The sequence below is a fragment of the Crenothrix sp. genome, from assembly GCF_043729335.1.
Lineage (GTDB): Bacteria > Pseudomonadota > Gammaproteobacteria > Methylococcales > Methylomonadaceae > Crenothrix.
Map to the genome: position 1 here is coordinate 59,367 of NZ_JAYTLQ010000042.1, position 18,866 is coordinate 78,232.

At 43.1% G+C, this 18,866-nt stretch carries 18 protein-coding genes; 9 read left to right on the forward strand and 9 right to left on the reverse strand.

Features of this window, described 5'->3' with window-relative positions; all coding sequences use genetic code 11:
* Positions 1–151 precede the first annotated feature (151 nt).
* From purH to ACHZC4_RS09415, 3 genes are all read left to right on the forward strand, one after another.
* Positions 152–1,711: a bifunctional phosphoribosylaminoimidazolecarboxamide formyltransferase/IMP cyclohydrolase gene (purH, locus tag ACHZC4_RS09405; protein ID WP_394753585.1), complete on the forward strand. Its 1,560-nt coding sequence runs from the start codon at positions 152–154 to the stop codon at positions 1,709–1,711.
* Between the two features lie 153 nt (positions 1,712–1,864).
* Positions 1,865–3,148, forward strand: coding sequence for a phosphoribosylamine--glycine ligase (purD, locus tag ACHZC4_RS09410; protein ID WP_394753586.1), 1,284 nt, complete (start codon positions 1,865–1,867; stop codon positions 3,146–3,148).
* A gap of 98 nt (positions 3,149–3,246) precedes the next feature.
* On the forward strand, positions 3,247–3,909 hold the full coding sequence (locus tag ACHZC4_RS09415) for a Uma2 family endonuclease (protein WP_394753587.1): 663 nt from the start codon (positions 3,247–3,249) through the stop codon (positions 3,907–3,909).
* A gap of 40 nt (positions 3,910–3,949) precedes the next feature.
* On the opposite strand, the gene ACHZC4_RS09420 is transcribed toward ACHZC4_RS09415, so the two are convergent.
* Positions 3,950–4,144, reverse strand: a complete 195-nt coding sequence (locus ACHZC4_RS09420) for a toxin-antitoxin system HicB family antitoxin (RefSeq protein ID WP_394753588.1) — start codon at positions 4,142–4,144, stop codon at positions 3,950–3,952.
* 240 nt (positions 4,145–4,384) lie between these two features.
* Between ACHZC4_RS09420 and ACHZC4_RS09425 the strand changes: the two genes are divergently transcribed.
* From ACHZC4_RS09425 to ACHZC4_RS09440, 4 genes are all read left to right on the forward strand, one after another.
* A complete protein-coding gene (locus tag ACHZC4_RS09425; RefSeq protein WP_394753589.1) occupies positions 4,385–5,440 on the forward strand; it encodes a hypothetical protein in 1,056 nt (351 codons plus the stop codon).
* Between the two features lie 2 nt (positions 5,441–5,442).
* Positions 5,443–7,083: a hypothetical protein gene (locus tag ACHZC4_RS09430; RefSeq protein WP_394753590.1), complete on the forward strand. Its 1,641-nt coding sequence runs from the start codon at positions 5,443–5,445 to the stop codon at positions 7,081–7,083.
* Complete coding sequence (locus ACHZC4_RS09435) at positions 7,076–7,519, forward strand: hypothetical protein (protein ID WP_394753591.1); 444 nt, start codon at positions 7,076–7,078, stop codon at positions 7,517–7,519. Before ACHZC4_RS09430 ends, ACHZC4_RS09435 begins: the two co-directional genes overlap by 8 nt.
* A 309-nt stretch (positions 7,520–7,828) precedes the next feature.
* On the forward strand, positions 7,829–8,095 hold the full coding sequence (locus ACHZC4_RS09440; protein ID WP_394753592.1) for a hypothetical protein: 267 nt from the start codon (positions 7,829–7,831) through the stop codon (positions 8,093–8,095).
* A 10-nt stretch (positions 8,096–8,105) separates the two neighbouring features.
* On the opposite strand, the gene ACHZC4_RS09445 is transcribed toward ACHZC4_RS09440, so the two are convergent.
* A complete protein-coding gene (locus tag ACHZC4_RS09445) occupies positions 8,106–9,515 on the reverse strand; it encodes an MFS transporter (RefSeq protein ID WP_394753593.1) in 1,410 nt (469 codons plus the stop codon).
* A 204-nt stretch (positions 9,516–9,719) separates the two neighbouring features.
* On the opposite strand from ACHZC4_RS09445, the gene ACHZC4_RS09450 reads away from it, so the two are divergent.
* Complete coding sequence (locus tag ACHZC4_RS09450; RefSeq protein WP_394753594.1) at positions 9,720–10,181, forward strand: thiol-disulfide oxidoreductase DCC family protein; 462 nt, start codon at positions 9,720–9,722, stop codon at positions 10,179–10,181.
* Between the two features lie 127 nt (positions 10,182–10,308).
* Positions 10,309–11,193 (forward strand): NAD(P)H-binding protein, encoded by an 885-nt coding sequence (locus ACHZC4_RS09455; protein WP_394753595.1) that lies wholly within the window; start codon positions 10,309–10,311, stop codon positions 11,191–11,193.
* A gap of 14 nt (positions 11,194–11,207) precedes the next feature.
* Here ACHZC4_RS09455 and ACHZC4_RS09460 read toward each other — a convergent pair whose 3' ends face one another.
* The 7 genes from ACHZC4_RS09460 to ACHZC4_RS09490 all read right to left on the reverse strand — a co-directional run bounded on the left by ACHZC4_RS09460 (position 11,208) and on the right by ACHZC4_RS09490 (position 18,742).
* Positions 11,208–11,864 carry a pyridoxamine 5'-phosphate oxidase family protein gene (locus tag ACHZC4_RS09460; RefSeq protein ID WP_394753596.1) on the reverse strand — a complete coding sequence of 219 codons (657 nt, stop codon included), beginning with the start codon at positions 11,862–11,864 and terminating at the stop codon, positions 11,208–11,210.
* 62 nt (positions 11,865–11,926) lie between these two features.
* Positions 11,927–12,940: a Gfo/Idh/MocA family protein gene (locus ACHZC4_RS09465; protein WP_394753597.1), complete on the reverse strand. Its 1,014-nt coding sequence runs from the start codon at positions 12,938–12,940 to the stop codon at positions 11,927–11,929.
* A gap of 220 nt (positions 12,941–13,160) precedes the next feature.
* Positions 13,161–15,200 (reverse strand): methionine--tRNA ligase, encoded by a 2,040-nt coding sequence (gene metG / locus ACHZC4_RS09470; RefSeq protein ID WP_394753598.1) that lies wholly within the window; start codon positions 15,198–15,200, stop codon positions 13,161–13,163.
* A 59-nt stretch (positions 15,201–15,259) separates the two neighbouring features.
* Positions 15,260–15,547, reverse strand: a complete 288-nt coding sequence (locus ACHZC4_RS09475) for a type II toxin-antitoxin system HicB family antitoxin (RefSeq protein ID WP_394753599.1) — start codon at positions 15,545–15,547, stop codon at positions 15,260–15,262.
* Between the two features lie 63 nt (positions 15,548–15,610).
* The gene (msrB, locus tag ACHZC4_RS09480) at positions 15,611–16,735 is read right to left on the reverse strand and encodes a peptide-methionine (R)-S-oxide reductase MsrB (protein ID WP_394753600.1); all 1,125 of its coding nucleotides are present in this window, start codon (positions 16,733–16,735) and stop codon (positions 15,611–15,613) included.
* Between the two features lie 58 nt (positions 16,736–16,793).
* Complete coding sequence (locus ACHZC4_RS09485; protein WP_394753601.1) at positions 16,794–17,762, reverse strand: VacJ family lipoprotein; 969 nt, start codon at positions 17,760–17,762, stop codon at positions 16,794–16,796.
* Positions 17,763–18,145: 383 nt separating this feature from the next.
* Positions 18,146–18,742 carry a uracil-DNA glycosylase family protein gene (locus tag ACHZC4_RS09490; protein WP_394753602.1) on the reverse strand — a complete coding sequence of 199 codons (597 nt, stop codon included), beginning with the start codon at positions 18,740–18,742 and terminating at the stop codon, positions 18,146–18,148.
* Between the last annotated feature and the right edge of the window lie 124 nt (positions 18,743–18,866).

The window sequence follows — 18,866 nt, forward strand, 5'->3', positions numbered from 1 at the left end:
CTGAAACGCAATAACATATTGATTTATAGACTACTGCACTAAATAGCCCTCTTTTTCGTGTTTTTCGTGGACAACTTAATTCAATGAAATTACACACCGAATTATTGTTCTATTTATCCACCGATTTAAAACCACCGTCACAAAGGTAATCATGCAAAAAAAAATCACGCGGGCACTGGTCAGTGTTTCCGATAAAACTGGCGTTGTAGACTTTTGCCGCGAACTGCACCAACTGGGCATCGAAATTTTATCCACTGGCGGTACGGCCAAAGCATTGGCCGAGAACAATATTCCCGTTATCGAAGTGTCCGAACATACCGGCTCACCGGAAATTATGGATGGCCGCGTTAAAACCCTGCACCCGAAAATTCACGGCGGTATCTTGGCACGTCGCGGACTTGATGAGGCAGTGATGGTCGAAAATGGCATCAAGCCAATAGATATGGTCGTGGTCAATTTATACCCGTTTGAGCAAACCATCGCCAAAGCCGATTGCAGTTTTGAAGATGCCATCGAAAACATCGATATTGGCGGCCCGACCATGATCCGTGCGGCGGCTAAAAACCATAACGATGTGGCGGTTATTGTAAGCCCTGCCGATTACGCCGATGTTATCATTGAACTGAAAGCCAACAACGCCAGCTTGTCACAACAAACCCGCTTTAAACTGGCACTGACCAGCTTTGAACACACGGCCAGTTACGACACAGCAATTGCGAGCTATTTAGGTAAACTCAATGCTAAACAATTTCCGGATACCCTGAACCTGCAATTCTATCGCAACACCCATTTGCGTTACGGCGAAAACCCGCACCAAAACGCGGCGTTTTACCAAGAGAAAACGCCCGCATCCGGCACTATTGCCGCTGCCAAACAACTGCAAGGCAAAGAGCTATCTTATAACAATATCGCCGATGCCGATGCGGCTTTGGAATGTGTTAAAGCCTTTACCGATAAACCGACTTGCGTCATCGTCAAACATGCCAACCCATGTGGTGTGGCAGAAGCGGATACTCTTTTGACTGCTTACGACAAAGCCTATCAAACCGACCCCACTTCAGCATTTGGCGGCATTATTGCTTTCAATCAAGAGCTGGATGAACAAACCGCCAGCGAGATCATCAAGCGCCAGTTTGTTGAAGTGGTTATTGCACCAACGATCAGTGCCGCTGCCCAAGCCGTGTTGAGCGCCAAACAAAACATCCGCGTGATGGAATGCGGGACATGGGCCACCGCCAAACAAAACAGTCTGGATTTTAAACGCGTCACCGGCGGCTTGTTGGTGCAAGATAACGACAATGGCACGATTGAACGTAGCCAGTTAAAGGTAGTCAGTCAACGCATCCCTACCGAACAGCAAATTGATGACTTGCTGTTTGCCTGGAAAGTGGCCAAGTTTGTTAAATCCAACGCTATTGTTTACGTCAAAGACGGCCAGACCATCGGCGTGGGTGCAGGCCAAATGAGCCGCGTGTATTCGGCCAAAATTGCCGGTATTAAAGCGGCGGATGAAGGCTTGGAAGTGCCTGGTTCTGCAATGGCATCGGATGCGTTCTTCCCGTTCCGTGATGGTATAGATTCTGCCGCTGCCGCTGGCATTACAGCCATTATCCAGCCCGGTGGTTCGGTGCGGGATAACGAAGTGATTGCCGCTGCGGATGAACACAATATTGCGATGGTGTTTACCGGTATGCGGCATTTTAGGCATTAAGGCGATTTTATTTGTCCACGAAAGACACGAAAATACAAAAAACTATTTATTTAAACATTATGATACTGCCCCCTACGTTCGTGTTTTTTCGTGGATAATCCTGTGTTCTATCAATAACCGAATTTTGCATAACTCACATTTACGAGAATCTCCATGAAAATACTCATAGTCGGCGGTGGTGGCCGCGAACACGCTCTGGCATGGAAAGCCAAACAATCACCTAAAGTTAGCCACGTATTTGTTGCGCCCGGTAATGCTGGCACAGCACTGGAGCCAGCTATTGAAAATGTCGCCATCGCTGCCCATGATATTACCGGCTTATTGGCATTTGCAAAAAGTGAAGCGATTGATTTGACCATCGTTGGCCCTGAAATACCTTTGACGCGCGGCATTGTCGACAGATTTCAACAAGCCGGACTCAAATGTTTTGGCCCTACGGCCAAAGCGGCGCAACTGGAAGGCTCAAAAACCTATTGTAAAGACTTCATGATCCGCTACAAAATCCCCACCGCAAAATACCGGAGTTTTACCGATAAAAGGTTGGCTATCGCTTATATTAGAGCCGAAGGTGCACCGATTGTCGTTAAAGCCGATGGCCTTGCTGCGGGCAAAGGGGTGATCGTCGCTCAAACTGAACAGGAGGCTATTACCGCCGTTGAAGACATGCTATCCGGCAATGTGTTTGGTGCTGCCGGTAGCCGTGTGGTGGTCGAAGAGTTTTTGACCGGTGAAGAAGCCAGTTTTATCGTGATGGCCGATGGCAAACATGCGCTGGCAATGGCCACTTCGCAAGATCACAAAGCGCGTGACAATGGCGACTTAGGCCCTAATACCGGTGGCATGGGTGCGTATTCGCCTGCGCCGGTGGTTACGCCAGAAATCCACCAAAAGGTAATGAGCGATATTATCATGCCGACTTTAAAAGGCATGATGGCCGATGGTAATCCTTACACTGGCTTTCTGTATGCGGGTTTGATGATTAGTCCTGATGGCACGATTAAAGTGTTGGAATATAACTGCCGTTTTGGTGATCCTGAAACCCAGCCCATTATGATGCGGATGAACAGCGATATAGTAGAGCTGTGTGAGTTTGCTTTAGCTGGCAAACTTGACAAGATTGATAGTGATTGGGATGACCGAGTTGCTGTGGGTGTGGTTTTAGCGGCTGGCGGTTATCCTGATGCTTTCCAGTCTGGAGCGGTTATTTCGGGTTTGACGACAGATGAAGCTGCGGATAGAAAGGTGTTTCATGCCGGCACTAAGATGGTCGGCAATGATGTCGTTACTGCGGGTGGGCGTGTGTTGTGTGCGTGTGCGTTGGGGGATACTGTTCTGGAAGCACAAACCAAAGCTTATGAATTAGCTAAAACTATAGATTGGGAGGGTATTTATTACCGGACGGATATTGGCTTTAAGGCGATAAAAACCGATAACTAAAATAGCTCGCTCTCTTGCTGATTTGCAGTGCTCACTTGTTTACTCAGTAAAAAAGTGAGGCTTGGCAGTTGGGGCAGAAAAAGTTTAAGCTATTCAAAATGTCCAGCAATAAGCAAGGGAATACCACAATGGCCTTAAGTGCAAAGTCAGAACCTGAAAATGCCTACCTATCCGAAGCAGAATATCTGGTCACAGAGCCGGACTCTGAGGTGCGCCGTGAATATATTAACGGCCAACTTTATGCTATGGCTGGCGGAAGTGCCAACCACAATATTTTATCCGGCAATATCTTTGGTGAATTCAGAAACCATCTGAAAGGTACGCCCTGCGTGACATTTATGTCCGACATTAAAGTGCCGTTAAAGGTATCTTCAGGAAATAATTATGTGTATCCCGATGTATTGGTTGATTGCTCTAAAATTGAGGGTAAGAGTTATTTTTCAAACTCGCCTTTGCTTATTGTTGAAGTGTTATCTAAATCGACCCGAAAACGTGATCTGACTACAAAATTGTTGCGCTATATTAATCTGCCGTCTTTGTTGGAATATGTTGTGGTGGAGCAAGATTTTGTTCAGATACATGTTTTTCGGAAAAAAACGGATTGGAAAGATGAGTTTTATTTTCTGGGTGATTCAATTACTTTTGAGTCAATTGCCTTAACGCTTTCGGTTGCAGATATTTATGATCGTGTTGAAAATGAAGATATGGATGAATTCAGGCAGGGTATTGTTGTTTTCGATCAGTCTGAAAATGACGGATAACGCAGTATTTGATCATTTACGTGCTCGTACAAAAACAGGCTTATAAACAACGTTTGGCTGGCGTTGGGTCTGGAATTGCTGCTCTCAGTCGGAACTGGGATTCAGCATCAGATTCCATTAATATTCGGGTTGAAAACTCTTTAAATAGTTTGTTAAGGCTGATGCCTTTGCGGGATGCCAGCATTTTAAAACGTTCGTGGTGATCATCCGCCAGTCGTATAGTCATAATACTCATGATTTTTCTTCTCGAAAAAAACATCTAAAACCTTGGTTTAAACAATTTTGAGTTCGCAATAAAAACTTTACACCTTCACAGAATACGCTTAATAAATTTATAGAATATTGACAGCCGAATATTTGTGAGACAATTGGTGTACCGCATCTCTTTCACGAACAATGAACTTTTCTAGCCTAAAATTCTGGAAATAATCATTTTACATTAGCAGTTCACCCAAATCACAAGAAAAAATCTAAGATGAAATACCTTCAAAAAATTCTGTTCGGTAGCCCTGGAACAGGTAAAAGCCATCTAATTGACCAAGAGATTATTCCTTACGAATTAAGTATTGATGTTGAAAAAACTCCTGCAAACATCATTAAAACAGTATTTCATCCTGAATACACTTACGGCGATTTTGTCGGTAAACTCATGCCGATAACTCGTTCCAGTAAAGTCGAATACAATTTTTACGAAGGTCATTTTTTAAAAGCACTCGGACAAGCCTATAAAAACATCATAGCCGCGCATGATAAACATGGTAATCGCATTGAAGGCTTAGAAATCGAAAACGTCGTGTTGGTGATTGACGAAATCAATCGTGGCAATTCAGCGGCAATTTTCGGCACCACATTTCAATTGCTTGATAGAAATACTGGCGGTTGGTCAAGTTATTGTGTGAGCGTGAACGAGATTATTTTTCATAAAATTTTAGAGCTAATTGGCGTAACATTCAGCTACGATTCAAATCAAAGAATTGATGAATACCGTTTAAAACCACATGACAGCGTAAAAAATTTGGCGACGTTGCAAACCAAGTTAAACTTTTTGAAGTTTGATTTAATCAACCAAACGGTAAAAATTCCGCCCAATTTATCGATTGTTGCCAGTATGAATACTTCCGATAGTTCTATTTATTACATGGATAGCGCATTTAAACGCCGTTGGGAATGGGAGTTTATTGACATCGACTCCACGACTGTTTCAGAAAAAGGTGTTGCGTTTAGAAATCGTGAGGAATGGAAAGCATTTGTTGGTAAGTTGAACATATTTATTAAAAGTAATCACAAATACATTCGTGGTATCGAAGACAAGCAGGTCGGACATTACTTCATTACTGACGATGAAATTAAAAAATCCAGTGTACAGAATAAATTAATGTTTTTTTTGTGGGATAGCGTTTTTAACCGCGATAAAAAGCCGCTAATCACCTTGTTATTTGGTGAAAGCAGCAAACACCATGACGAATTGATTACGTTTGGAGATTTTGCGAAACAAGTTAATAATTTCATCGAAAAAATCAACCTTCTATAGGCATGCTTAACTTTAAAACGTTAACGCTGGATAAACGTGCAGATCCCAGCAATTTAAGTTCTTTTGTTGGCATTCGACGTGGTCTGAGTAATGGATTAGAGTTTCGCTTGCCCCGTGGTTTTGAACAATTTCCCGATGATAATTTTGACGCAACCAAAAAATTGTTTTTCCGAATGTATAGCACGTTTAAAAAATTTGAACGTGACAGCACAAGGGATATTTTAGATCAATACGCATCAGGTAAAGATAACATTGAAAAACAAAATAATGGCTATAGTTTTAAAGATAAAGAGGAAAACGATGTTGTGTTATATAGCAAAATTGCGTTAATAGAAAATTTGCTTGAGGCTTACCATGATTTAGCACTGGATGTGATTGAAAGGCGAATTGGTACAGACGAAAAAGTAGATTATTCAAAAATTGACCGCTATTTACACAAAGCGATTTATTTGCCGAATAACGTGATTTATATCGACGAAATGGATTTGGCGAGGCAGACATTACAATATGAATCTGCAACGTTGATTGATTTATTTTGTTTCATCTTATCGGAATTACAAAATGAATTGGAGCAAGAAACTGATACTCGTGTGCAAGAATTAGCGCATCGTTTTAGCGAACAGCATTTAGGTTACGAACAATCCTTGTTTAATGAAGAAACGTTTGAAATTACTCTCAGCACATTGAAAGACATTTTGGACGATGTTGACAAGCATACAACCTATAAAGACGATGATTATTGGCGGCTTTACGAAGCAATAGAGACTTTTCTTTATGGCGAGTTAGATATGGAATGTCCACGCGAAGATGGCACGTTTTGGGGAATTAGTAACTTTTCATCCATTTGGGAAGACATGTGTAGTGCCTATGCCTTCGCAAATTTTAATGATATTGCTTATGCTGATACAAATATTGTTTTTAATGGATGCCGTGTTGCAAATACAACATCAGCAGGGTATTACCCGATTTATAAAAAAGAGAATTTTACAGACTCGTTTTTTATTGAGTTCCGTGGTAACAAACGTTGGATGCGCCCTGATTTGGTTCGCGGTATATCATTAGATGAAAAGAAAAATGCAAGTGATTGGATATTTAACAAAGCAATAGAAATAATAATTAAAAATAATCATGGGATTGCAATTGACTTTGATGTGAAGCTAATCGATAAAAAACAAGTGAAACTATATCAATTGTTGTGTTCAAACTTAAAAACAGCAATGACACCAGGATCAAAAGTTATAGGCGAGAATAGTTTCAAGTGCTATCGTAATTCAGAAGTTGAAAAACAAAAAAATAAAATAAAAGACATGTATAGATCCCAACCTAAATTACCACACGGAGTTCTTTTGCTTGATTGGAAATATATGGATGCAGATTGTTTTATTCATTTTAATAAAAAAGTACAGGTTGATATAACAAAACAGCTTTGCTATGAACTCTGTTTGAAAAAATCTCAAGCGGACACATCAATTGAAAATCACTTTGTGATTCCTTCGTTTTACGCTGAACCCGATGAATTAGAAGATGCTATTGGTAATTTTATGGACAATGCAATATTACACTCAAGCCTTCTAGCAAATAAAATTAAGGTATTTAAAGCTAACTTTTTAGAAATCCAAGCAGCATATTTAAGTCATGATTGAAATAAAATCACAAGCTAGAAGCCACTTTGTCGGCTACTTGGGTGTTAAAAATTATTCAGAAATCGAAAAAAATTTGATTTTACCCACTGTTCGGAAGTTTTTTGAAGTGCGAGGCATTCACGTATTCAAGCCTATTAACGAGCAAGCAGCCATTTCAGATTTAGATTTTAATCGAAAAAAATTTGATAATTTCTTCGCGCATTTTTATGATTTTATTGTCAGTGATATTAACAAAAATGGTGATGATGTTGAAGCCATTGTTAAGTATTGCATCACGTTAGACGAAACCAATTGCAGTAAAACCTGCGAGAAAACGCAAATCCGGTATGACGAAATTTTACTTTTTGATCAGCCGGTATTTTATTTTATTTATGTAGATATTAAAGATATTTTTGCTTCTTTGCGCTCAGTAACTATTGTTGATTTCAAAAAGTAATTAGGTGTTTAAGGGTTACCAGCTGGTGTTTTCGATCCGCTCCAATTGCAAACAGGCAGTAATATCTCATCCGTTAATTCATTAATTCATTAATACGCACTTAAAGATCAGCTTGGATTTTAACAATGGATACCATCAGTTATTCAACTTTCGCAACCAACTGACCAGAGCACATTAGCGTTAATCATTTAAAAAACAATATCTTAAGAATTTATATTTTTCCGGAAAGTTTTACTCAAACAAATTTCCAATACTTCTATCCCAAAAATAAACTAAAATATCTATTTTAAAATAGTTACTTTTAAAGCAATGCAACTTACCATCTCCCAACTACAATCCAAGCATAAAGCACTGGTGGCGGCACTTAAACGTGGCGAAATGGTAGAAATCACCTATCATGGCCAAACACTCGGCATTGTGCATCCAGCTACGCATACTATCAACACCCAAGAACAAGAAGCCGCAATGAACGCCTTTTTTGGGTTACACAAAGACAGTAGTATTGCCTCTGTAGAAGAAGAATTACGTATTATACGCAAGGGAAGACAGAACAAACTTGGACGGCCTGACAAATAGTGAACCCGCATTATTTACCAATATCATTTAAATCCTCAGCAATACCCCCAGCCGAAATTTTATGTCGCAACGCCTGCTGCAACTGTTTATCTATCGGAAAATTCCACAAAAACGGCACACCAAATAGCATAATCACACAGGGCACCCAGCCATAAATAGCCAACAATGCCGTTATAGACGAGGATGTATGGATAGCTTGTGTCGGATCAAAGCCAAACAGCGACGGCAAAGACGTACCCAACAAAACGCCCAAACCGATAGCCAACTTGCTCGCCACACCCCATATCGAAAAATACAATCCTGTGCGCTGCCTGCCTGAAGCTACCGTATCAAAATCCACTACATCGGCACCAATGGAGCTGGACAAAAAGAAAATAGAAGCCAAACTGCTACCACGCAGCAAAATAAGAGCGACATACAACACCGTATCGCCCTCCCCCACCAACGGCAGAAAAACACTCCACAACGCTATCCAAAGCGCACACAAAGAAATCGCCCGATGCTTACCTAATTTGTCAGACACCCAAATCCATACCGGCAAACACAGTATTGAAATAAAATTTTCCGCCATAATCATCGGCGCAAATAAATCCGGCGCTTTAACCACATGATTCAACACAAAACGGTGCAAAGTTGCCTGCATTAATACCGCTGTGCCAAATAATACAACGGCCGCCAAAGTACGCAAAAAAGCCTGGTTTTGCGCCATCACCCTCAACGCTTGCCAGGTTTTCTTAAAGATAGCTTCGTTTGCCACGGGCTGTAAATCAACAGTCGCTAAAATTTCCGGTTCACGTTCCGGCACTTTCCAAAGTGTTGCCATCACTAACAACGGCTGGATGACAACAATCAATATAGCAATGGCCATGAGCTGCAAGCGCACATCCGTAACGCCTTTTATTGTCATCACAATCAAAATGGCTAAAAACAGCATCTGGCCAAAAAATCCGAATGCCTCGCGCCATGCCGTTACCCGCGAACGCTCTGCGTAATCGGTGGAAAGCTCTGCACCCCAAGCTTTGTAAGGCAAATCAACAAAGGTATAAGCTAAATAAAGCAAACTCGACCAGACAAATAAATAAGTTATCGACACATCCTTGCCGGGAACAAAAACCATCCACGCACACACTATTAATAAAGGTGTACCGACAGCAAGCCACGGTTTACGTCTGCCCCAGCGTGTGCGCATCTTATCGCTCATTACCCCGACAATAGGATCTATCAAAATATCCAAAAACCGCGATGCCGCTATCGCCAACCCCACACTGGCCATGGGTAAGCCTAACTCATCTGCGTAAAATGAAGGGATAAAAAGCGCCAACGGCAAAATGACGATTGCATGGGTTAAATGCGGCAATCCATACAAAATCATTAAGTTACGTGATAATGGCTTGGAATTAGATAAGTCGTGTTTCGACATAGTGTTACCCCGATTGCAAATGGATTTTTAATGGAATTATTTTACACCTTGCTAATATAAAACCACCTACAAACTCGTCTTTTAAGGCTTTAATGAACCTCCTGATGTTTTAACATCACTAATGCTTTTAAGCTCCAACTGCTTGACACTGAGATTTATCTTTGTCGGCTTAAAACATAAATAACCATAATTACTGGAAATATCATGGCAATCACCTATCCCCTCAGTGTTTATTACGATGCCTCATGCCGCTTATGCAACAGCGAAATGCAAAACATCAAGCTGCATGATATCAATAATCAATTAATACTTATCGATTGTTCTGCGCCGGATTTTGATGATAACGTTTGCAAAATCAACAATATTAATTTGGAAGATATGATGATTCGCCTTCATGTGCAAGATGCTCAAGGAAAATGGCTTATTGGCGTAACAGCGTTTGAACTGATCTATCAAACCATAGGTATGGATTTTGTGGCTAAAATTTGGCGACTGCCCATTACTCGAATTTGGCTATATCCATTCATCGCTAAACATAGAAATGCCCTTTCAAAACTTGGTGTCCCGCAATTGTTTGATCTTACGCTGAAATTTATGGCAAAACGCGCGGAAAAGCGCAGCCGCTTATGCAGCGAAGGCCGTTGTTCTATCAATGATTTAAAATAAGTATGCTGAGAGATTACAGAAACTTAATGGCTATTTACAAAAAAATGTAACAAATCCGCTTAAACCCGTCTAATCGGTTTTACCCCTGTTCTATTTGAATCAACACTTGTAAATTAGGAGAGTAATCATGAAGATATTAGTCTGTGGTGCAACCGGCTTTGTGGGCCGCCATTTAACCTCCGCTTTACGCGCCACAGGCAATACCGTGGTGCGGGGTGTGCGTAAGCCCTCACACCCTGATGACATTGCGGTAGATTATTGTAAAGATACGATAAAGGAGGATTGGTTACCCAAACTGGCTGGAATTGATGCAGTAGTCAATGCCGTTGGCGTATTGCGTGATAGCGCCGCTCAACCGATGGCTCTGCTGCTGGAACAAACCCCTATTGCACTATTTTCAGCTTGTGAGGAAGCCGGCGTTAAACGTATCGTGCAAATATCCGCATTAGGTATTGATAAAGGCATAGAAACGCCTTATTTTCAAAAACGCCGCGCGCCAGAAGCGTTTTTAAATAACATGCCTCATGCCATACGTCATCTTATATTGCGTCCGTCGGTTATTTACGGCGAGGATGGTGCCAGCGCAAAATTGTTCCGGTTTCTGGCAGAATTGCCTGTACATAGTTTACCTGCTGGTGGCAAACAACGCTTGCAACCTGTTAATATTGATGACATTTGCATAGCCGTTACCCGTTGGATAGCAGATGACCACGCGCAAAGCCAAACCGTTTCTGCGGTAGGGTTAGAAGCCACCGATATGCGCGGCATGCTAGATAGCTACCGAAAACAGCTGCATCATTCTGAAGCAGTGCATGTTTATATTCCTGGCATTTTAATAAAATTAACCGCATTAATGGGCGATGTTATCCCCGCCAGCCCTTTATGCAGCGATACGCTGGCTATGCTCAATGCAGGTAATGAGGCAGATAGCACCGCGTTTTCCCATTTATTGGGGCATCCGCCCAGAAGTTACCAAAATTTCATCGTCAAAGATAAATCCCATTCTCTGTAAAACAAGATAGGGCGCTAAGCATCACCCTTTATGAGCATAGCGCCATATTCATCCGGGGTTATAATTCCACCACATAATTCGGCGACATTTTTATCCTGCTCAGGTAGCACATCCTGCACAGCATCAATGCGTTTCCATTGCGCCGATGGGGTAACGCAGCTTTTTTGCGGGACATATTTTGAGTTATCTACACGCTGGTATTTATGGATATAACGTGGGCAGTTAACAAAAATTTCAGTGATCGCAACGCGGACTATTAATTGTGCGCCATGAAACTCATCAAGCAAGCGATCATCCACATCAATACTGGCAGTGCCATGTACACGGATGCGATGCGGGGTTTCAAAATCAATAAATAGCAGGCCAACTTTATTATTTGCCGTAATATTACCCATGGACAAAAACATGCCGTTGCCATCAAAACTGGGAAATGCCAGGGTTTTATTATCCAGCACCTTAACAAAGCCAGGGTTACCGCCTTTATAAGAACAAGTAGGAAAACCTCGGTGGTCAATAGTCGTTAAAAAAAACATATCGCGCGTTTCGATAAAGCCCTTGCGATCTTCGGCAATCTCCGTGGCCACAATGATTTGATCCAAACGATCAGCCAAATTTCTCGTGCCAAAACTATCTTGCAGATGCCGATGCTGCTGTCCGTAAATTTCAGTCATGATAAGTCCTGTGTGATCAAAAAATGCTGTTCAAACAACTTTTCAGGTTGATGGTTTTATGCTTAAGCTATTTTAATCCGTTGTCCTTGCGCAGAAGACTGCAACGCCGCCACCAAAATCTTGCAATTGTCTCTGGCATCTTGCAAGGATAACGCGGGGGCTTTGCCGTTTAAAACACAATCGCTAAAATGCTCAATTTCCAGTGTGAAATGATTTTGTGCGGACATGCGTTCTTCAGCCTGTCTACCGTCTTCTGTCCACCAGGAAATCACGGGGGCATCACCCGGCAACTGCCAAACCACATGGCATTTTATGCCGCCTTTCGTGCCGGTAACTTCATATTCACAGCGCCGCGCCCGTTCAAAACTGAAATCAAAATGGGCGAATTTTCCACTGCCATAATCAATAATCCCAGAACTACCCATATCAGCGCCGCTGTCGGTATAACTGGACATCATCGTAACTGCCAGCGCTGGCTGATTAAAAAACATCCTTGCAGAATGAATAGCATAGCAACCAATATCCCACAAAGCGCCGCCGCCGTTTTCAATGTTTTCCGTTAAGCGGTACATACGGGCTGGGCGCATCATAAAAGAATAACTGGCACGTACCGTTCTAATCTCGCCAATTAATCCTGAGCTAATCAACTCCAAAACCCGTGCATGTTGCGGATGAAAGCGGTACATAAAGCCTTCCATAACAGTTACGTTATGTTGCTTGGCAGCGGCTTCAATCGCATCAATATCGGCAACAGCTAGCGCCATCGGTTTTTCACATAAAACGTGCTTGCCTTTGGCGATGGCTTTTAATGTCCATTCGGCATGTTCGTTATTTGCCAGCGGCAGATAAACCGCATCGACATTGGCATCATCCAATAAGGCATCCAGATTATCGTAAGTACGCACGTTTTGGGATTGCGGGGAATATTTAGCCAAGGTTTCGACAGCAGCACCCGGTCGTCTGCTGGCAATAGCGACCAGTTCTGAATTGCCGGCTTCAACAATAGCAGGTAGTAAACGCTCATTAACGCGTGCCGCGCCTAAAATTCCCCAACGACATTTTTTGTCTTGATTCATAGCTGTACCTGCTCATTTAGTGATTAGTATCAGTATCCAGCGTTTTCAGTATCGATTAGTTATATGCGCTGGAGTAAAAAACCTAGGTTTTTTACTCCATTGCTAAATAATTAATGTTATTCATCTGACCAGATAGGAAAACGCTGTAATTATTTCGTGTCTTTCGTGGATAACCTTTATATTATTAAAGACGCAAATCTTGCATCTCTAACTTCACGGGCTAGTTAACCCGAAGCCCTGCAACCGCGCCATCATCAGGGCTTAACAACCAAATATCCTTTTCGCCGGGGCCAGCCGCTAATACCATGCCTTCAGAGACACCAAAGCGCATTTTTCTGGGCGCTAAATTGGCAACCACCAAGGTTAGCTTACCTTCCAACTCAGCAGGTTGATAAGCCGAACGGATGCCCGATAAGATATTACGCGTTTCATCGCCAATATCTACTGTAAGTTGCAATAACTTGTCGGAACCTTCAACATAATCCGCCTTTACGATTTTAGCAATGCGTAAATCCAGTTTGGCAAAGTCGTTAAATTCAATGGTCGGCGCTACCGGCTCAAACTGCTTTTCAATGACTGGTACAACAGCCGCGTGTTTATCGACGGTTTTTTCCAGATTTTCTTTGGAATCTTCAATAATCGCCGCAATTTTATCGGTATCTACACGGGTCATTAACGGTACAAAGTCGTTGAGTGCATGGTTTAACAATGGCCGTAGTTCGGCAGCCCACCCGGTGATCGGAGCATTCAAAAACAATTCGGCACCGGCAGCCAAACGCGGCGTAACCGGCTTTAAATACACCGCCAGCAAACGGAACAAGTTGATACCCATGGTGCAGACATCCTGCAATTCTGTATCCCTGCCTTCTTCCTTCGCAATCACCCAGGGTTTTTTCTCGTCAATATACTGATTGGCTTTATCCGCCAGCGCCATAATTTCACGCATGGCTTTACCGAATTCGCGGGCTTCGTAGAACTCGGCAATTTGCACGTTGGCATCGATGAAGTCTTGAAATAACACTGGCTCGGAACACGTTGTAGAGAGTTGGTTAGCAAAACGTTTAGCCATAAAGCCACTGCAACGGCTGGCGATATTCACCACTTTACCGACCAAATCCGAATTGACCCGCTGACTGAAATCATCGAAGTTAAGGTCGATATCATCCACGCCAGCGCTTAATTTAGCAGCAAAATAATAGCGCAAGTATTCGGGGTTTAAATGGTCGAGATAAGTCCGCGCTTTAATAAACGTGCCGCGCGACTTGGACATCTTCTCGCCGTTAACAGTTAGAAAGCCGTGTGCGAACACTGCGCTAGGCGTTCTAAGTTCCGCGCCGGATAACATGGCTGGCCAGAACAGGGCGTGGAAATAAATAATGTCCTTGCCGATGAAATGATACAACTCGGCAGTACTGTCTTTAGCCCAGAAAGCATCAAAATTCAAGCCCTGCTTGTCACACAGATTTTTAAAACTGGCCATATAACCTATCGGTGCATCCAGCCACACGTAAAAATACTTGCCCGGCGCATCAGGGATTTCAAAGCCAAAATACGGCGCATCCCTGGAAATATCCCATTGCTGCAAGCCGCCGTCCAGCCATTCGCCCATTTTGTTGCGTACTTCAGGCTGCAAATGGCCAGGGGCGGTCGTCCAATCTTTGAGCATGTCGGCAAAATCGGCCAGATTGAAAAAGTAATGCACGGAATTTTTCTCAACAGGTTTTGCACCAGAAATAGCGGAGACCGCATTTTTCAATTCGGTGGGTGCGTAAGTCGCACCACACACTTCACAGCCATCACCGTATTGGTCTAACGCAGCGCACTTAGGGCATTCGCCTTTGATAAAGCGATCCGACAAGAACATGTTTTTAACGGGATCGTAAGCTTGGGTAATAGTGCGCGAACTGATATGTCCTGCATCCCGTAAACGCGTGTAGATTAGTGCCGAAAAATCTTTGTTTTCTACCGAATGCGTGCTGTGGTAATTGTCGAACGCCACATCAAAGGCGGTGAAATCGTCCAGATGTTCTTTGCCGACCTGGGCGATCAAGCCTTCTGGGCTAATGCCTAAGCTATCGGCTTTGAGCATGATGGGGGTGCCATGGGTGTCGTCGGCACAAACAAAGTAACATTGATGGCCGCGTTGTTTCTGGAAGCGCACCCAGATATCGGTCTGGATGTATTCAACTAAATGACCTAAATGGATGGGGCCATTGGCATACGGTAAGGCGCTAGTGACGAGGATTTTTCTGTTGGACATGATGGCTTTATTGGCAATAAAAAATGCGCTTATTATGGCATAGTCAGCTATGCACCGCCTTAGCCAAGATATCTACTGCCCATTTTGTTGAGGCTTTTGCCCTCGACTTTTGCCGCGACCAATGCCGCAGAATGGATTTCCGGCGGTACGCGCAACATCAATTTTCCGCTGGCCGGTATTTCGGGAGTTTCGCCCTGCACTTTGCAATCATTCAACATAAAATCAATGGCTGCCTCAAAATCAGAACGCAAGTCAACGACTGTTTCGCCATGAAAACCAATGACCGCATTTATCCCCAACACACGGCCAACAAACTGTGGCTTTATTAGATGCGGCTCAATTTGCACGTTGGGTTCGTAAATGGTTTGGTTTGAGCCAAACGAAATTTAAAAGCAGACTCCTTCTAAGCTTTATTTGTGAATTTCAGCTTTAAACCCCGCCAAAAACGCCCCATAGCCCGCCGCCTGCATTTCTTCCACCGGAATAAACCGTAACGCCGCAGAGTTCATACAATATCTCAGCCCCGTTGGTTTGGGGCCATCAGTAAAAACATGTCCCAAATGCGAATCACCATAACGGCTACGCACTTCCGTGCGCGGAAAAATATGAAGAAAATCCTTTTTCTCAGTAACGTTTTCAGGCACTAAAGGACGCGAAAAACTGGGCCAACCCGTACCAGAATCATACTTATCCTTAGATGAAAACAGCGGCTCTCCGGTAACCACATCCACATAAATGCCATCGTGTTTTTCATCCCAATAAGTATTTTTAAAGGGCGGCTCGGTGGCTTCTTCTTGCGTTACCTGATATTGCAATGGCGTTAAAGTTTTGCGCAACACGTCATCGGCGGGTTTGCTGTATTGAACGTCAGCTTTTCCTTGATCTTGGTTTAGATTTAAATGCAAATCTTTGCCCCAGGTTTTTTCCAGATATTGATCGCGGCCTGATCTGTAGCGATAATAGTTATAACGCACAGGATTGTTTTTGTAATAATCTTGATGATAGTCTTCAGCGGGATAAAAAGCCTCAAACTTTTTGATTTCGGTAATAACCGGCTCTTTATAACGTTTTGATTCATTCAGTAACTGGCGCGAATGCTCGGCTTTGGCTTTCTCTTCTTCAGTTTGGTAAAAAATCAGCGAACGATATTGCTCCCCCCTGTCAACAAATTGGCCGCCATTATCAGTAGGATTAATCATGCGCCAGAAAGCATTTAACAAGTTGTCGTAGCTGATTTTATTGGGATCATAATACACTTGCACAGCTTCCACATGTCCCGTGCCCCCATTAGAAACATCCTCGTAACTGGGGTTAACGACGTGGCCACCACTATAGCCGGAAATAACCTTTTCTACGCCGGGCAGTTTTTCAAAATCAGATTCGGTGCACCAAAAGCAGCCCCCTGCAAAAGTGGCAACAGAAAGCTTTTCAGCGGCTGATGTCACCGTACTTTGTTGGCTGGTTGCCGCTGCATAGCTGTTTACAGCAAAGGTAGCAACAATACCCACCATTAATAAAAATAGACTGGTTTTCATGTTATTTTCCTCTCAATACCCTTAACTTCAAGATGCGATTGTGCAATAGGCAAAATTCTTAATACGGATCAAGAGGCGCTAACTTTCCATCCTTAGGGTTCCCAAGCGGATCATCTTCCCCTTCAGGTAGATTGCCGTCATTGACCAGATATTTACGTCTTTGAAAATATGCATTTTTTATAAATTCATATCGATCTATTGATGCCGCTTCTGATAACGCCTTTTCTGCCCCGATATTATCCGCACGTTTATCAACAGCATTTAACCCATATAAACCCAGGCTAATGCCGGTTTCAGCGGCGCTATCAAGCCCTGGAAAAGCGCCAAAGCCAACGTAGGTTACTGGGTTTAATGCCGCATCGCCAATCAAACCGGTAATACCTCTAGGTGAACTTGGCCCCAGTAAAGGCAACACAATATAAGGGCTGGCTGGAAGACCCCAAACTCCCAGTGTTTGATCAAAATCTTCTTGATGTTTGGGGAGATCGACCATTGAGGCGACATCAAACAAGCCGCCTAATCCTGCTGTGGTGTTAAGCAAAAAACGCGACCCATCTTGCCCGGTTTGCGCTAGCTTAAACTGTAATAGATCATTGATAGTGACACCAATATCGTTAAGATTACTGAAAAAATTGGATACCCCTTGATTTGCAAACTCGGGCATTACCCAGTTGTAGCCTTTGGCGACTGGCTTCATGACATAATCATCAAACTCATCATTAAACGATTGCACCCCCCTATTCCAGCCTTCCAGAGGATCATTGGAATGATGAGAAGTGGTGGCGCAACCGGACAAAAATACACAAAATACTAAACCGGCGGCTTGCCCGATGTGTTTTATTTTTTGCGTTTGGCCATCTATTACTTTATCTGATCTCATCGCCAAAAATGGGGATGGAATAATTTCAAAAGCCTGGTTATTTGTGACTTTAAAGCGGTTCATGAGTCGATTTCCTTGTCGTGTGTTGGTGGTTAGTAAGCCAAAAGGTTTTTCAAGTTCAATATGTTTACGTAAAAAAACAAACATTAATTTCCTGATCCAATTGAGCTCATTTTTTGGTTATCTACTTTAAGCGGAACAGTTTCAGGTTAGACCGTTCGTAGTGAGCCTGTCGAACTATGATCGGTTTATCAGCTATAGATTCGTGACAGTCAAGTCATCGGTATGTGTTCACCTCCCCCTTTAAAAAGGGGAGAGTTTACGAGGGGTGGAGGGGGATTTATTTAAAAAATCTCCCCTAACCCCTCTTTTTCAAAGAGGGGGACTGAACCGGTTACGGTTATCGTTAATAACACGCATCATCAAATAAAACCGTTTAGAGTGCAATCTGTATAAATACCTAGTGCATCAAAACTATGAATTTAAAAGCTGTGTCTTGTTTTTATTTGTAAAATAATGACATAGCTTGTCTAAAAATAATGGCTTTCAACTGTAAGTGCTTGCGCCACGCGCTGCCGAAGCATCGGGACTAGCTCTTGCTCAAACCACGGGTTTCGGCTCAGCCAAATATTATTGCGGGGACTTGGATGCGGTAACGGAATAATGGCTGGCCAATAGGATTGCCAAGCTCGCACCGTTTCTGTCAGTGAAGGTTTTTTATCGTCCAAGTGATAGCCAATCGCATACTGCCCTACAAGCAAGGTCAACTCAAGATGCTGCAAGTGGGGCAACAACTGATGACGCCACGCCTTTGCACATTCAGGCCGTGGAGGAAGATCACCAGATTTGCCCGTACCAGGATAACAAAACCCCATGGGTAGCAGGGCGATCTGCTGCGGATCGTAAAAAACCTCGCGTGTTACGCCCATCCAATCACGCAGACGATCACCGCTGGCATCGTTGAAAGGTATGCCGGTTTCGTGGACTTTTCTGCCCGGTGCTTGGCCTACCACCAACACACGCGCTTTTGAATGGATCTGTAATACCGGCCGAACACCGTGTGGCAAATGCGCCGCACATAGGGTGCAACCGCGAATTTCAGCTAGCAACGCTGCTAATGAAGCCATGGGCGAAGTTCCTAGTGTTGAGCTAATGAATGGGCTGGAAACGTTAATTTTTAAGGCGTTTATTTTACTACCTGAATAACAACTTGCGCAGCTCTTCAAAAATAATGATCGACACAGTAACACC